The organism is Agrobacterium sp. CNPSo 3708 (genome assembly GCF_028674915.1).
Lineage (GTDB): Bacteria > Pseudomonadota > Alphaproteobacteria > Rhizobiales > Rhizobiaceae > Agrobacterium > Agrobacterium cavarae.
The window spans coordinates 693,576-708,711 of record NZ_JAQZSF010000002.1; the positions used below are offsets into that span (position 1 = coordinate 693,576).

General features: G+C 58.2%; 14 protein-coding genes. 7 read left to right on the forward strand and 7 right to left on the reverse strand.

Features of this window, described 5'->3' with window-relative positions; all coding sequences use genetic code 11:
• Positions 1-2 precede the first annotated feature (2 nt).
• A complete protein-coding gene (aroB, locus tag PVA19_RS06145) occupies positions 3-1,133 on the forward strand; it encodes a 3-dehydroquinate synthase (RefSeq protein WP_274101595.1) in 1,131 nt (376 codons plus the stop codon).
• Between the two features lie 31 nt (positions 1,134-1,164).
• Here aroB and PVA19_RS06150 read toward each other — a convergent pair whose 3' ends face one another.
• The gene (locus PVA19_RS06150; RefSeq protein ID WP_113180105.1) at positions 1,165-1,446 is read right to left on the reverse strand and encodes a BolA family protein; all 282 of its coding nucleotides are present in this window, start codon (positions 1,444-1,446) and stop codon (positions 1,165-1,167) included.
• A gap of 165 nt (positions 1,447-1,611) precedes the next feature.
• Here PVA19_RS06150 and PVA19_RS06155 point away from each other — a divergent pair, with 165 nt between their 5' ends.
• From PVA19_RS06155 to PVA19_RS06170, 4 genes are all read left to right on the forward strand, one after another.
• Positions 1,612-2,238, forward strand: coding sequence for a J domain-containing protein (locus tag PVA19_RS06155; RefSeq protein WP_062427625.1), 627 nt, complete (start codon positions 1,612-1,614; stop codon positions 2,236-2,238).
• Between the two features lie 63 nt (positions 2,239-2,301).
• Positions 2,302-3,291: a cobaltochelatase subunit CobS gene (cobS, locus tag PVA19_RS06160; RefSeq protein ID WP_062427624.1), complete on the forward strand. Its 990-nt coding sequence runs from the start codon at positions 2,302-2,304 to the stop codon at positions 3,289-3,291.
• A 156-nt stretch (positions 3,292-3,447) separates the two neighbouring features.
• Positions 3,448-5,355 carry a cobaltochelatase subunit CobT gene (cobT, locus tag PVA19_RS06165; RefSeq protein ID WP_274101596.1) on the forward strand — a complete coding sequence of 636 codons (1,908 nt, stop codon included), beginning with the start codon at positions 3,448-3,450 and terminating at the stop codon, positions 5,353-5,355.
• Positions 5,356-5,413: 58 nt separating this feature from the next.
• Entirely contained in the window at positions 5,414-6,385 is a 972-nt protein-coding gene (locus PVA19_RS06170) for an esterase-like activity of phytase family protein (protein WP_274101851.1), read from the forward strand.
• Between the two features lie 7 nt (positions 6,386-6,392).
• Here the strand turns inward: PVA19_RS06170 and PVA19_RS06175 are convergent, their stop codons facing one another.
• The 5 genes from PVA19_RS06175 to ftsE all read right to left on the reverse strand — a co-directional run bounded on the left by PVA19_RS06175 (position 6,393) and on the right by ftsE (position 10,757).
• Positions 6,393-7,244, reverse strand: a complete 852-nt coding sequence (locus PVA19_RS06175; protein ID WP_113265485.1) for an FRG domain-containing protein — start codon at positions 7,242-7,244, stop codon at positions 6,393-6,395.
• 161 nt (positions 7,245-7,405) lie between these two features.
• Positions 7,406-8,194, reverse strand: a complete 789-nt coding sequence (locus PVA19_RS06180; protein WP_062427622.1) for a lysophospholipid acyltransferase family protein — start codon at positions 8,192-8,194, stop codon at positions 7,406-7,408.
• Between the two features lie 154 nt (positions 8,195-8,348).
• Positions 8,349-9,035, reverse strand: a complete 687-nt coding sequence (locus tag PVA19_RS06185) for a YdcF family protein (RefSeq protein ID WP_062427621.1) — start codon at positions 9,033-9,035, stop codon at positions 8,349-8,351.
• Positions 9,036-9,103: 68 nt separating this feature from the next.
• Positions 9,104-10,105, reverse strand: a complete 1,002-nt coding sequence (locus PVA19_RS06190; protein ID WP_274101597.1) for a cell division protein FtsX — start codon at positions 10,103-10,105, stop codon at positions 9,104-9,106.
• Positions 10,098-10,757 carry a cell division ATP-binding protein FtsE gene (ftsE, locus tag PVA19_RS06195; protein WP_062427619.1) on the reverse strand — a complete coding sequence of 220 codons (660 nt, stop codon included), beginning with the start codon at positions 10,755-10,757 and terminating at the stop codon, positions 10,098-10,100. The genes PVA19_RS06190 and ftsE overlap by 8 nt, the downstream gene beginning before the upstream one ends.
• Positions 10,758-10,965: 208 nt before the next feature.
• Between ftsE and PVA19_RS06200 the strand changes: the two genes are divergently transcribed.
• Positions 10,966-11,637 (forward strand): FxLYD domain-containing protein, encoded by a 672-nt coding sequence (locus PVA19_RS06200; protein ID WP_274101852.1) that lies wholly within the window; start codon positions 10,966-10,968, stop codon positions 11,635-11,637.
• 73 nt (positions 11,638-11,710) lie between these two features.
• Positions 11,711-12,256, forward strand: a complete 546-nt coding sequence (gene hpt, locus PVA19_RS06205) for a hypoxanthine phosphoribosyltransferase (protein WP_062427617.1) — start codon at positions 11,711-11,713, stop codon at positions 12,254-12,256.
• A gap of 64 nt (positions 12,257-12,320) precedes the next feature.
• Here the strand turns inward: hpt and clpB are convergent, their stop codons facing one another.
• Positions 12,321-14,939, reverse strand: a complete 2,619-nt coding sequence (gene clpB / locus PVA19_RS06210) for an ATP-dependent chaperone ClpB (protein ID WP_274101598.1) — start codon at positions 14,937-14,939, stop codon at positions 12,321-12,323.
• Positions 14,940-15,136 lie beyond the last annotated feature (197 nt).

A 15,136-nucleotide genomic window follows, 5' to 3' on the forward strand; every position in this document is an offset into this window, starting at 1 on the left:
CCATGCCCTCTGCCATCCAGACCGACGAGCGCCTCGTTCATGTTCCGCTGGGTGAACGTGCCTATGATATCCTCATCGGACCGGGCCTGATCGGCCGCGCCGGTGGAGAAATTTCCTCACGGCTGAAGGGCAAGCGCGCCGCCATCATCACTGATGAGCATGTCGCGCCGCTTTATCTCGAAACCCTGATGGATGGTCTGCAGACCGACGGCATCGAAGCCGTATCGCTGACGCTACCGGCAGGCGAAAAGACCAAGAGCTTCGATCACCTCGTCACCGTTTGCGATGCCATCCTTGCCGCGCGGATTGAGCGGAACGATGCGGTCATCGCGCTCGGCGGCGGCGTCATCGGTGATCTGGCGGGCTTCGCAGCAGGCATCGTTCGCCGTGGAGTCCGTTTTGTCCAAATTCCAACCTCGCTTCTGGCGCAGGTCGATTCCTCCGTCGGCGGCAAGACCGGCATCAACAGCCGTCACGGCAAGAACCTCGTCGGCGTCTTCCATCAGCCGGATCTGGTGCTGGCCGATACCGCCGTTCTCGATACGCTGAGCCCCCGCGAGTTTCGTGCAGGCTATGCCGAAGTGGTCAAATACGGCCTGATCGACAAGCCGGATTTCTTCTCCTGGCTTGAGAAGAACTGGGCGGAGATCGCGAAGGGCGGCCCGGCCCGCATCGAAGCGATCGCCACGAGCTGCCAGGCGAAGTCGGACGTCGTTGTCGCGGATGAGAAGGAAAACGGTGTCCGCGCGCTGTTGAATCTCGGCCATACCTTCGGCCACGCTCTGGAAGCGGCAACCGAATATAACGGCGAACGGCTGGTTCACGGAGAAGGCGTTGCCATTGGCATGGTAATGGCGCACCAGTTCTCCGCCCGCATGAACCTTGCAAGCCCGGACGATGCAACCCGCGTCGAAGCGCATCTGAAAGCGGTGGGCCTGCCCACCTCGATGAAGGATATCCCAGGCACACTTCCGCCGGTCGAAACGCTGATGGCGGCGATCGCCCAAGACAAGAAGGTCAAGGGCGGCAAGCTCACCTTCATCCTGACCCACGGCATCGGCCAGTCTTTCGTGGCGGATGATGTTGCAGCATCTGAGGTGCAGAGCTTCCTATCGGAAAAGCATCCGGGATAAAGCTGCAACGGCTCACGGTCGCTGTAGACAATCAAAACCGCGTCGGTTCGCCCGGCGCCGCTGCTTCGATGGCCAGCGCATGCAGGCCGGCATCCAGTTCGGGCTTCAATAGCCCATTAATGGCGCGGTGGCGGTCCACGCGAGACTTGCCTGAGAACTGCTCAGACACTATCTGAACACGCATATGCGTCTCGCCTGTGCCGGTCATATCCGGCTGGTGTCCGGCATGCATGTGGCTTTCATCAATGACATTCAGGCGATCCGGCAAAAATGCTTCCCGAAGCTTGTTTTCCATGCGTTGGCGCAGGGACATGGCATCCATCTCCTGATGATCACGTTGGTTAGAGCCTGTCTGGCAATTCGGCGACGGAGAGCGATGGGTTACCAAACAGGCCTAAAGGGGCTACCTAAAAGCCTGCAACATTCCGCTTTGTCAATTCTTGTTGTGCACCCTTTTGCGCACCATAATTGGGATATCATGAAACTGGATTCGAAATACTTCGACCGCATCCGCACGCGTCGCAAGAGAGACCAACCGCCGGAGGCTCAAGCCCCCGTGTGTCAGTGGGATGGATGCGACAAGCCTGGTAATCACCGCGCACCCGTCGGCCGCAATGCCGAGGGGCAGTTCTTCATGTTCTGTTTCGAGCATGTGAAGGAATACAACAAGGGCTACAATTATTTTTCGGGCCTCTCCGACAGCGAGATTGCCCGCTACCAGAAGGAAGCGATCACCGGCCACCGACCCACATGGACGGTGGGGGTGAACAAGACAGCGCGCGACAGCCCGCTTCATTCGACCTTGCGTTCGGGTGCTGCAAATGCGCGCATCCGGGATCCTTTTGGCTTCACCAATGGTTTTGGCGACGGAAGGGCGGGCGGCCAGCGCATCCAGCCGGACCGCAAACTGAAAACACTGGAAGCGAAAGCCTTCGACACGCTCGGTCTGGAGGCTGGCGCAAAGCAGGAAGACATCAAACGACGCTATAAGGAGCTTGTCAAAAAGCACCATCCTGATGCTAATGGTGGCGATCGCGGTTCGGAAGAGCGTTTTCGGGCTGTCATTCAAGCCTACCAATTGTTAAAGCAATCGGGTTTCTGCTAAGCCCTTTTGGTAATTGCCTTATGAAGATGTGGCCGGGTGGTTGCTACCCGCCTTGGAGACGTGATGAGCAAAATTGACCTTGATATTACCAACCTGCCGGATACGACTGTTTCTGTCCGTGAGGTCTTCGGTATCGATACGGATCTGCGTGTTCCGGCTTACAGCCAGGGCGACGCCTATGTGCCCGATCTGGATCCGGATTATCTTTTCGACCGCGATACGACACTGGCGATCCTTGCAGGCTTTGCTCATAACCGACGTGTCATGGTGTCCGGCTTCCACGGCACCGGTAAGTCCACCCATATCGAACAGGTCGCAGCGCGCCTCAACTGGCCGTGCGTTCGCGTCAACCTCGACAGCCATGTCTCTCGTATCGACCTCGTCGGCAAGGATGCCATCGTTCTGAAGGACGGCAAGCAGGTCACCGAGTTCAAGGACGGTATCCTGCCCTGGGCTTACCAGCACAATGTCGCGCTCGTCTTCGACGAGTATGATGCGGGCCGCCCGGACGTGATGTTCGTTATCCAGCGTGTTCTGGAATCGTCCGGTCGCCTGACGCTGCTCGATCAGAGCCGCGTCATCCGCCCTCACCCGGCCTTCCGCATTTTCGCAACCGCCAACACCGTTGGCCTTGGCGATACGACCGGCCTTTACCACGGCACGCAGCAGATTAACCAGGCGCAGATGGACCGCTGGTCGGTCGTTACGACGCTGAACTATCTGCCGCATGAGCAGGAAGTGAACATCATCGTTGCCAAGGTGAAGAGCCTCGACACCGAGAAGGGTCGCGAAACCGCATCGAAGATGGTTCGCGTTGCCGATCTTACCCGCTCGGCCTTCATCAATGGCGACCTCTCAACCGTGATGAGCCCGCGTACCGTCATCACCTGGGCAGAGAACGCAGAAATCTTTGGCGATCTCGCCTTTGCCTTCCGCGTGACCTTCCTCAACAAGTGCGATGAGCTGGAGCGGACGCTCGTGGCAGAGCAGTACCAGCGCGCTTTCGGCGTCGAGCTGAAGGAAAGCGCGGCAAACATCGTTCTCAGCGCCTGATCCTTCCGGCGAAAGCCGGGAGATCACTAGAGCATTTCCAGCAAAAGTGGCATCGGTTTTGCGTCCGGAAATGCGCAGATTAAAGCGTGAAGACGAAGACGCTCCAGCGTGACTTTCGAAGTCTGCGCGGAGCGTTCAGAATCGACAGGAAAGACCATGGCAGCGCGCGGCGACAATGTGAGACCCAAATCCAGCACGGTGATCGATACCGAACCGCTGCGTCAGGCGATCACCGGCTGTGTGCGTTCTGTCGCGGGTAGTTCCGAAGTCGAAGTGGTTTTCGCCAATGAGCGCCCGGGTCTTGCCGGCGAGCGCATGCGGCTGCCGGAAATTTCCAAGAAGCCGACGGCACAGGAAGTCGCGATCACCCGCGGACTTGGCGATTCCATGGCGCTTCGCCTTGCCTGCCACGATAGCGATGTTCATGCCACGATGTCGCCGCAGGGTGCCGATGCACGGCAGATCTTCGATGCTGTCGAACAGGCGCGTGTCGAATCCATCGGCGCGCTTCGCATGCCGGGCATGGCGAACAACATTCGTGCGATGAACACGGAGAAATACGCCAAGGCGAACTTTGGCGCGATCAACACCCAGGAAGATGCACCGATTGCCGAGGCTGTGGCGCTGTTGGTCCGCGAGAAGCTGACCGGTGAAAAGCCGCCGGAAAGTGCTGGCAAGATTCTCGATGTCTGGCGTCCGTTCATCGAAGACAAGGCGTCTGGTGACCTCAAGGATCTCTCCTCCGTCATCGAAGACCAGAAGGCGTTTTCCAAGCTCGTTCGCAAAATGCTGACCTCCATGCAGATGGCGGAGGATTTCGGCGACGAGAATGACGAGCCGGAATCGCAGGAAGCCGAATCCGACGAAGACCAGCCGCGCAGCAACGAGCAGCAGGAAGAACAGGTCGAGGAAGACGCGGGCTCCGATGCCGCTCCTGCGGAGGAGACCGAAGCCTCTCAGGAGCAGATGGAAGATGGCGAGATGGATGGCGCCGAGATGTCGGAGGACGAAATGTCCGATGATCTCGACGAGGATTCCGAAACGCCCGGCGAAACCCGCCGCCCGAACAGCCCCTTCGACGATTTCAACGAGAAGGTCGACTACCGCATCTTCACCCAGGAATTCGATGAGGAAATTCACGCTGAGGAACTCTGCGACGAAGCGGAGCTGGATCGCCTGCGGGCCTTCCTCGACAAGCAGTTGGCGCATCTTCAAGGCGCCGTTGGACGCTTGGCAAACCGCTTGCAGCGCCGCCTGATGGCGCAGCAGAACCGCTCCTGGGATTTCGATCTGGAAGAGGGCTACCTCGATCCGGCACGTCTCGTGCGACTCATCATCGATCCGATGCAGCCGCTTTCCTTCAAGAAGGAACGCGATACGAAATTCCGCGACACGGTCGTTTCGCTCGTCATCGACAATTCGGGCTCCATGCGGGGTCGACCGATCACGGTTGCCGCGACTTGTGCCGATATTCTGGCCCGCACACTGGAACGCTCCGGCGTAAAGGTGGAAATCCTCGGCTTCACCACAAAGGCCTGGAAGGGTGGACAGTCGCGCGAACAATGGCTTGCCAGCGGCAAGCCGCCGTCGCCCGGCCGTCTGAACGACCTGCGCCACATCATCTACAAGAGCGCGGATGCGCCGTGGCGCCGTGCGCGGCGCAATCTTGGCCTGATGATGCGCGAGGGCTTGCTCAAGGAAAACATCGACGGCGAAGCACTGATGTGGGCGCATAACCGCCTGATCAACCGGCCGGAGCAGCGCAAGATCATGATGATGATCTCCGACGGCGCGCCGGTGGACGACTCGACGCTGTCCGTCAATCCGGGCAACTATCTCGAACGGCATCTACGTGCCGTCATCGAGCAGATCGAGACGCGTTCGCCTGTCGAACTTTTGGCGATTGGTATCGGCCACGACGTGACACGCTACTATCGCCGTGCTGTGACCATTGTGGATGCGGACGAACTGGCGGGCGCCATGACCGAGCAACTTGCCGCTCTCTTCGAGGATACCAGCGCAAGCTCCGGCAAGCCGTCCCGCAGGATGCGCCGTGCGGGATAAGACACGTCGCAGCGGGGGCGTTTTCCCCCGCCGATCGTTCGCACGCCCCGTCGCTACGCTGGCTTTTGTTCTTGCCATTCTCAGCCCGGCCGCAATCGGCGCCTCCTCTCCCGAAGTGGCTGTGACCTCTTCACCAATCCGGGATTTTCTGACCGGATCGAGTGAAAGGCATTTCGGCAAGCTGGAATTTATCGGCGGACTGTCCATGCGCTCGTCCGACCCTGATTTCGGGGCAATTTCGAGTGTGCGCTTTCGAGCAGACGGACGCAGCTTCGTTGCGGTTCTGGATACCGGCCACTGGATGACCGGCGAGATCGAGCGCGATAGCAAGACCGGGGCTCTTTCCGGCGTGTCAATGTTGCATATCGATCCGATGCTGAACGAGAATGGAACCGCCGCACGCAGAAAGGTGGACATGGATGCGGAGGGCCTGGCAGTACGCGGCGATCGTCTCTATGTCAGCTATGAACAGTTCCACCGCATCGGCATTTATCCCGACAAGAATCTCGCCGGTGCCAAGCCACGCGGCAGGCTTCCCCATCTCATTCCCAACAACGCCCTGAAACGCAATGCCGGGCTGGAGACACTTGTTGCCTCGCCGGAGAACTCGCCACTCAAAGGCGCACTGGTTGCGGTGGCGGAAGACAGCGTCGACAGAAACGGCGATCTCTATGCAGTCATACTGGACGGGCCGCTCAAGGGGCTGTTTGCCGTCAAGAAACATGGTGATTTCGCCGCGACGGACGGCGCTTTCCTGCCCAATGGCGACCTGCTTTTGCTGGAGCGCCGCTTCAATTTCAGCGAAGGCGCGGGCATGCGTATCCGTCGTATTGCTGGCGGAGATATTCGTCCCGGCGCTATCGTTGATGGCGAAACGCTAATCGAGGCCGGCCCGTCCTATCAGATCGACAATATGGAAGGCATCGACGTCGTGCCTCAGCCGGATGGGTCCACCCATCTCATCCTTGTCTCGGACGACAACCACTCGTTCCTGCAGCGGAATCTGATGCTGGAATTCAAGCTGAATTAGAAAACAGCTATGCCTTTGTTGCGTAGCGGTCTGCGATAATTTGTGCCGCTTTGTCAATCTCAGGAAACAGGGAGCCTGCGTTGAGACCTAGGCGGTCAAGTTGTATCCTAATTGCCGCCTTTTTATCGTGTTCTATGATAAGCCTCTTAAGCTTGAGACCGGAGTCGGTAGGAAGTAAACTTCTTTTTCTTCCAAAGAGGATGAAAGCTCCTAGCTGAGCTATGATCCGCCGGTTGTTCATCTTTGGTTTCACGAAAACAGGTAGTTTAATGTCGGCAGGATCTATGTCCGGAGTGAAATGAAATTTTTCAGCTCGTACAAAGCTGATCAATTTGAGCACAACTGCCTGTTTATTGAACTCCTCTTTCTCCAACTTAAGCGCAGTCGTCAATTCAGACTTTTCTTTAGACGTGAGGTTAGCGATATTCGCCATACAACTCACTCTATCACTGTCATAATATCTCCGGCGCTTCTCAGGAATAAATATGGCTTGAACTTTTCCATTTTTCTGAGAACCCTTTAGGGAAAAAGGTGCCGTAGCGAAATAGAGTGCTACCAAAGGGTTTGTTGTGACATCGAGTAACCGAGTTGGCAGTTCAAAGTGCTGCATCCGGACGAGGCGATCAAACATCGTTTGATCATCTCGGAACTCTTGGGGGTGAATAGAAATAAGGTCTCTAACAGCCTCTTTCTCTTTATGGTCAATGCCCACTCCATCGCGGTAGAGCTTTGGCTGAGTGTGCCACTGATCAAATGCTTGACCACGGAATGCCACGGGCTGTTCTCCGTCAAGCGTCCACTTCATGACTTCTTCGACAAAGTGTGAAACCGACAAGATTTTTGTCTCAGTACCGGCCATCTTCCCCCACTTTCGCCATTTCTTAATAGAAAGCCAAGATGCAACCTTAAGATATATTATAAATTATTGCAACCAAAACAAAATGGTGGGAAGCAAGGTTATAAGCGTTTCGTCGGCGTACGTGACTAAGGCCCCGCATTCGAAGCCGTGGATCACGAGCGTTAGACGCGCGAGAAACCCAACTCGGCGAGCCGCTTCTGCGCGGTCGGCGGCATAGGCAGGTCGGGATTGTTGCGCGCCGTCTCGATGAGCAGTTCGTCGCTCGCCTTTTCCGTCACCTCGATCAACGTCTTGAAGAAAGTATCCGGATCGAGACCGGGCTGGATCGGCGGCAGAATGCGCACCTTGAAGTGCCCCGGATAGCGCATGGTGGACCGGCGTGGCCAGAAAAGGCCGGGATGCATCGCCACCGGTACCACCGGCACCTTCAGATCGCGGTAAAGGCGCGCAATGCCGTAACGATATTCCGGCTCCGCCCCCGGTGGACGGCGCGTGCCTTCCGGATAGATGATCAACTCGCGACCCTTCGCCATCTCCTCCTTGGCGCGGTCCATCACCTTCAGCATAGCCTTGCCGCGCGCAGCACGATTGACCGGGATCATGCGCTGCTTGGCGACATACCAGCCAAAAAGCGGTATCCACATCAGTTCACGCTTCAGGATATAGACGGGGTCCTTCAAGTCCGGCAGCAGCGCGTAGGTGTCCCAGAAGGACTGGTGCTTCGGCGCGAAGATGCAGCCGGTTTGCGGAATATTTTCCAGACCCTCGACCTCGAAAGTCGTTCCGACGATCGTCTTCATCAGCCAATGGTTGGAACGTGCCCAGTTCTTCGGGATCTCATAGGCAAGCTTGCGCGGCACGATGAAGTAGATCGGCGTCAGCACGATCATGCGCAGGATGAGATTGAGATAGAAGAAGGTGTTGAACAGAACCGAACGTAGTCTGAGCATGTGTCTGGCGTCTCCGGGCGCTTGAGCCGAAGACGGGTGCCTCTTCACGCCAGCGCAGATGGGCAACGCCTACACGAAACCGGGGCCATGCAGCAAGAGCTATCCAGCAAGAAGGTCGTGGCCGAGACAGCGCAAGGTTTTTCGGATCGACCGTTCAGTCTCTCAGGCCATTGCCTTTGCCGATGCCCGTCAGGTCGCGAAGTGCGGCGACGACGAATTTCGCGTATTCGGAGATCATGGTGCGCAACACGTCGGGATTGGCGAACCAGTTGGTGCGGCTCAAATCCGAGTTGATGACCGGATAGGCGATAAACTCAGTATTGGGACTCGCACTTCTGAGCTCATGCAGGCTTCGATGCATATGGTAATTGTTGGTAACGACGACGATCGAGGTGTAGCCCTTGTCGCGTATCCACCCTGCAGCCTCATTGGCATTGCCAATCGTGTCGATCGCCTTGTAGCCCATGTCGACGCAGCAGGCGAAGAGATCGGGAGAACTCTGCGTCATCCTCCTGATTTGCGCGCGTGTCGTGGATGGGTTCACGCCTGAAATGAGCAGCCGCTTTCCGACCTTATCGCGCAACAACCCGACCGCCTGGTCAATCCGCTGGTAACCTCCGGTCAGGACAATGATGGCATCGGCTCTTGCGCCTTCCGGCGGTCGCATGGTCGCAACGGAATCGGCAAACCACAAAAATCCGCCGAAAACGGCACCGGCAGTCACGACGAAAACGAGGATGGCGATACGGATGAAGCGGCGCAACGGCCCGCGTCGCGAGAACATTCGGTTCCGCGGCGAATCAGCCATATGATCATGCCGGTCTATGCGACTCATTGCCATGAGTTACCATAAGCAGGGACTATGGCAAGGAACAGGCGGTTGTGCCCGGTCCTCGACCACTAACGCCCCTATAAGCCATCGCTCTTCGACGGGTCGGAACGGATGCGGTCGATCTCATCAATGGTGCGAATGACCGTCATGCGCGCCGTAATCGTCGTCAGCAACGAGATGATGATCATCGTCATAAGGATACCGAGATAACCGTCGATGCCGACCGAGAATGAGCCGAACAAGGCGGTCGCCTGATCGCTTTGCGGCGTTGCAAGCGATCGCGACTGCCAGAAGCCTGCCGCAAGAAAGACGAACGCCGCGACAGCACTGCCGGCACCTGACCCCTTGAGACTGATCTTCAGAAAGTGCTTCTGGAATTCTCGCGCGACGAAGCTGCTTTCGGCGCCGACGAAATGCAGGACCTCGACAATGTGCCGGTTGCCGGAGAGTGCACCGCGCGTGGCAAAGATCACCGTCAGCACCATGGCGGTAAAGACCAGCACCAGCACGCCGACGCCGATCATCACCGTGGTATGAGCCATGGAGACCAGGCGATCCACCCAAGTGCGGTGATCATCCAGAAAGGCCTGCGGGATTTCGGTCTTCAGCATTGCCCGCATGGCTTCGAAATCCGGCGGGTTGTTTTCATCAATGGTGATGATCACGAGGCGCGGCACCGGCAGTTCGGAGAGATCAAGACCCGAACCCAGCCACGGCTCCAGGAGGCGACTTGTCGCGGCGTCGTCCATGATCGTGCCTTCGCGCGTGCCGACGAAACCCAGCGCAAGATTGCGGGCCTTGTTGAGCGCCGCATTCATATCGAGCCCGTCTTCGGGCTTGATCTGAATGGTGATTTCCCGCGAAATCTGGCTCTGCCAGCTGGCGGCGGTGGCGCGTACCATGCTGACGGCACCGAGCGTCAGACAGGCGAGAAAGGCCATGATGGCGATGACGACGATCAGCGCGTTGCCCTGAATGTTGGATGGCGGCAGGATCGGCGCCATCGGGCGGATGCGCATCTGCGGTGCGCCCTGCTGCGGTGCTCTCGGCTTCAGCGTCTTACGGTTCATCTCATTCATAGATGTCGAGCCGCCCTTCGGTCAGAATCATCCGGCGCGCATCCACCTGATCCATCAAGCCAAAATCGTGCGTGGCGATGACGACGGCGGTGCCCAGCCGGTTGAGTTCCAGAAAGAGATTGAGCAGCCGCTTGGCCATGGGCGGATCGACGTTACCGGTCGGCTCATCGGCCAACAGGATCTCCGGCTGGTCCATCAGCGCGCGCGCGATCGCGGCGCGCTGCTTTTCTCCGCCCGAAAGAATGGCGGGAAGAACGTTGACGCGCTCTCCCAGACCGACCCACTTCAAAAGCTCGATGACATCGTTGCGATAGGCGCTTTCTTCCTTGCCGCGGACACGCAAAGGCAAGGCGACATTCTCATAGGTCGTCAGATGATCAAGGAGGCGAAAATCCTGAAAGACGATGCCGACGCGTCGACGCAGCATCGGAAGCTCGCTTCTCGGGATGCGCGAGATGTCGCGATTGAACATGCGGATATGACCGCGCGTCGGCTGCAGCGACATAAGCAGCAGGCGCAGAAGCGTCGTCTTGCCCGCGCCGGACGGCCCGGTCAGGAACTGAAAGGAACCCTTGGGAATATCGAAGGTCATGTCCCTGAGAATTTCCGGGCCCATGCCGTAACGCAGCCCGACATTTTCGAAATGGATCAACGCTTTTCCAGTCTCTTTCTTTTCCGATCCGCTTGAGCGTCTTTAAATCTCCGCCCTGCCGCTTTTTGCCCGCAAACGGCGGGAAACGCGGCTCGACGCAGTCGATCTTTGCGAAGCGTTAACCAATTAAATTTACGACTGGTCAAGATTCCTTTCAATGCCCGGGGTGAACTCGGGCTGAAAAACTGACCAAGGGAACTTCATGGCTATGTTCCGTCCATTTCGCAAACAATCGGCACATGATTACGACCTTTTGATGCCAGATGCCCCTGCTGCCCGGCCAAAGACAAGAGCCGTGACGCGACAGGAAACGATCGACGCCGACTTCGTGACCGTAAAGGAAACGGTCTTTCGTGACTACGGAAACGACAATCGACGCGCGGCTTATCAACAAGGCAAGCGCAGGACCGTCGGTGCGCTCGAGACATTTCAGGCGATGATCGCATGGATCGATCGCAAGCTCTCCTCGCTTTCGGTCGACGGCTATTCGGCCGTCGTCGCGGCAGCAGCCGTCGGCATGTTCTTCATGTCCGGTGGATTTTCCGTGCTTCCAACGGAAAGACCGGCCGTCGAGGCCCCGCCTGAACCTCTTGCCATCTCGCATATCAGCATCACCCCGCAGGATGCTGGCGGGATGGAAGTCCTGGTCATCAACGGCATTGTCGATAACAGAACCGACAACATTCAGGAGGTTCCTTCCATCCGCGCCGACCTCTTCGCTGCCAAGGGAGAGAAGATCGCCAGCATGCTGATCGAGCCGCCCATCACCGAGATCGGTCCCGGCCAGAGCCATGGCTTCTCGGCAAAACTGCGCCATCCCGGTGGAAAAACGCCAGAAATCAAGCTTTCCTTTATCGAAACGGATGCTTCCGCCCGCTGACTGTGCTACCGCAGCCCCTTCATTTCATCCGCCGGCAGGTTCTGTCTGGTTGCGAAGCAATGCAGGAGACACAATGCCCGTCGTTCGTGGAAAAAACATCGAGCCGCTTTACACCGCCGACCAGATCGCCGAGCGCAACCGCGACATGGCAAAGCACATCGCCCAGGGCCCGACAAAGGACCTGCTGGTCATTGCGGTGTTGAAGGGCTCCTTCATTTTCGCTGCCGACCTCATCCGCGCGCTGCACGATAGCGGCCTTGCACCGGAAGTCGAATTCATCACGCTTTCCAGCTACGGCACCGGCACCGTTTCGCAAGGCGTCAAGATCGTCAAGGATATCGACAGCGACGTGAAGGACCGCGACGTTCTTCTGATCGACGATATTCTCGAATCCGGTCGCACGCTGCGTTTTGCCAAGGAACTGCTTTTCGAGCGTGGCGCCCGCAACGTCTCCATCGCCGTGCTGCTGGACAAGAAGGTCAAGCGCAAGGAAGATCTGGAGGCTGATTTCGTCGGCTTCGAATGCCCGGACTACTTCGTCGTCGGCTACGGCATGGATGTGGCCTATGCCTTCCGCGAATTGCCTTTCGTCGGCGTCGTCACTGGTGACGCAGAGTAAGTCTGTCTCTTCTCGATAAAACCGCAACAACGAAAAAGGGCTCCCGAAGGAGCCCTTAATCAAATCAGGCGGCGTCTGCCACGCCATCATGCACAGATGGCTGCTTGACCTTGAACAGCAGTCTGTCGGTACCGGAGGTCACCTTGACGGTAGAACCATCAGGAACCTCGCCACCCAGGATCATCTCGGCCAGCCTGTCCTGAACGGACTTCTGAATGACACGCTTTAGCGGGCGTGCACCATAGGCAGGGTCGTAACCCTTGTTGGCCAGCCAGATCCGGGCATCCTCGTCCAGGTCGAGCGTCACCTTGCGATCGCTGAGCAGCGAAACGAGGCGGCGAAGCTGGATATCGACAATCGCACCCATCTCATCGCGATGCAGGCGATGGAAGAGGATGATGTCGTCGATACGGTTGAGGAATTCGGGGCGGAAGTGACCGCGCACGCGCTCCATCACCATTTCGCGGACAGACTCCACCGTGTCGCTGTCGCCCATCTGCGTCAGGAACTCCGAACCGAGGTTCGAGGTCATGATGATGATGGTGTTCTTGAAATCGACGGTGCGGCCCTGGCCATCGGTCAGACGGCCGTCATCCAGCACCTGCAACAGGACGTTGAAGACGTCCGGATGCGCCTTTTCGATCTCATCGAACAGCACGACCTGATACGGCCGGCGGCGAACCGCTTCCGTCAGAGCACCGCCTTCTTCATAGCCGACATAGCCGGGAGGCGCACCGATCAGCCGGGCAACGGAGTGCTTCTCCATATATTCCGACATGTCGAGGCGAACCATCGCGGTTTCGTCGTCGAAGAGGAAGCGCGCCAGCGCCTTGGTCAGCTCCGTCTTACCTACGCCCGTCGGGCCGAGAAAGATAAAGGAGCCGATCGGACGGTTCGGGTCCTGAAGGCCGGCACGCGCACGGCGCACCGCCTTCGACACGGCCTGAACCGCTTCGCCCTGGCCGACTACGGACTTGCCGAGTTCGTCTTCCATGCGCAGCAGCTTCTCGCGCTGACCTTCCAGCATCCTGTCGACGGGAATGCCCGTCCAGCGGGAGACGACATGGGCAATATTGTCCGCCGTCACCACTTCCTGCACCATGGAGGCGGCACCGTTGCTGTCGCGCTCTTCCGCCGTCGCCAGTTCCTTTTCCAGGCCTGGAATGATGCCGTAGGTCAACTCACCGGCGCGCTGGAATTGACCGTTGCGCTGGGCAATCGCCAATTCGTTGCGTGCTTCGTCGAGCTGCTTCTTCAGGTCCGCAGCATGTCCGAGCTTCTGCTTTTCCGCCTGCCAACGGGCCGTCAGGGCATCCGCCTTTTCTTCCGTATCAGTCAGCTCATCCTCAAGCTTTTTCAGCCGGTCGGCCGAAGACGCATCCGTCTCCTGCTTCAAGGCTTCGCGCTCGATCTTGAGCTGGATGATGCGACGATCCAGTTCGTCCAGCTCTTCCGGCTTGGAGTCTACCTGCATGCGAAGACGCGATGCGGCTTCGTCCATCAGGTCGATGGCCTTGTCCGGCAGGAAGCGATCGGTGATGTAGCGGTTCGAAAGCGTCGCAGCCGCAACCAAGGCCGAATCCGAGATACGGACCTTGTGATGCTGCTCGTATTTCTCTTTCAGACCACGCAGGATCGAGATCGTGTCCTCGACCGTCGGCTCGTCAACCAGAACCGGCTGGAAGCGACGGGCAAGTGCCGGATCCTTTTCCACGTGCTTGCGATATTCATCGAGCGTGGTTGCACCGACGCAGTGAAGCTCGCCACGGGCAAGAGCAGGCTTCAGGAGGTTGGAAGCATCCATCGCGCCATCCGCCTTACCGGCACCAACCAGCGTGTGCATCTCATCGATAAAGAGGATGATTCCACCCGCTTCTGCCTGAACCTCATTCAGCACAGCCTTCAGACGTTCCTCGAACTCACCGCGATACTTCGCACCCGCAATCAGCGCGCCCATATCGAGCGCCATCAGCTTCTTGTCTTTCAAGCTTTCCGGCACGTCGCCATTGATGATGCGCAACGCCAGGCCTTCGGCGATGGCCGTCTTACCGACGCCCGGCTCACCGATCAGCACGGGGTTGTTCTTGGTGCGGCGCGACAGAACCTGGATCGTGCGGCGAATTTCGTCATCGCGACCGATCACCGGATCGAGCTTGCCTTCGCGCGCTTCCTCCGTCAGGTCACGGGCGAATTTCTTCAGCGCATCAAAACCCTGTTCGGCATTGGCGCTATCGGCCGTGCGGCCCTTGCGGATATCATTGATCGCCTGATTGAGTGCCTGCGCCGTCACGCCCGCCTTCTTGAGCGACGAGGAGGTGGATGCGGAGGTCTCGATCGCGAGCGCCTGAAGCAACCGCTCGACGGTCACGAAGCTATCGCCTGCCTTTTTCGACACGTCTTCAGCGGTCGCAAAGACCTTCGCGAGCGGCGCTGTCAGCGAGAGGCCGCCATTGCCGCCGGAAACCTTGGGCAATTTGGCCAGCGCCGCATCATTGGCAAGCCGCGCTTCCTTTGCATCGCCACCTGCGCGCTCGATCAGCGAGGACGCCATACCCTGGTCGTCATCGAGCAGCGCCTTGAGCACATGCTCGGCTGCGAACTGCTGGTGGTTTTGCGCCAGCGCATAGGTCTGGGCGGATTGAAGAAATCCGCGGACCCGCTCTGAGTATTTTTCAATGTTCATATTCCTAGCCTCCTTTGCCGGCCTGCCCGCTTTCGGCACAGATCGGAACGTTGGGATTGGAGCCCCCGTAAGCGGCAGACCCCTTTTCGGCATCTCACATCTTGGATTTGCAAGTGCCGCGAAGCCTTGGCGCATTTGATCGCCGCGGCTTGCTTAGCCAGAATATGGTGGGTGTTTTCATGCCTTTAAAGAGCATG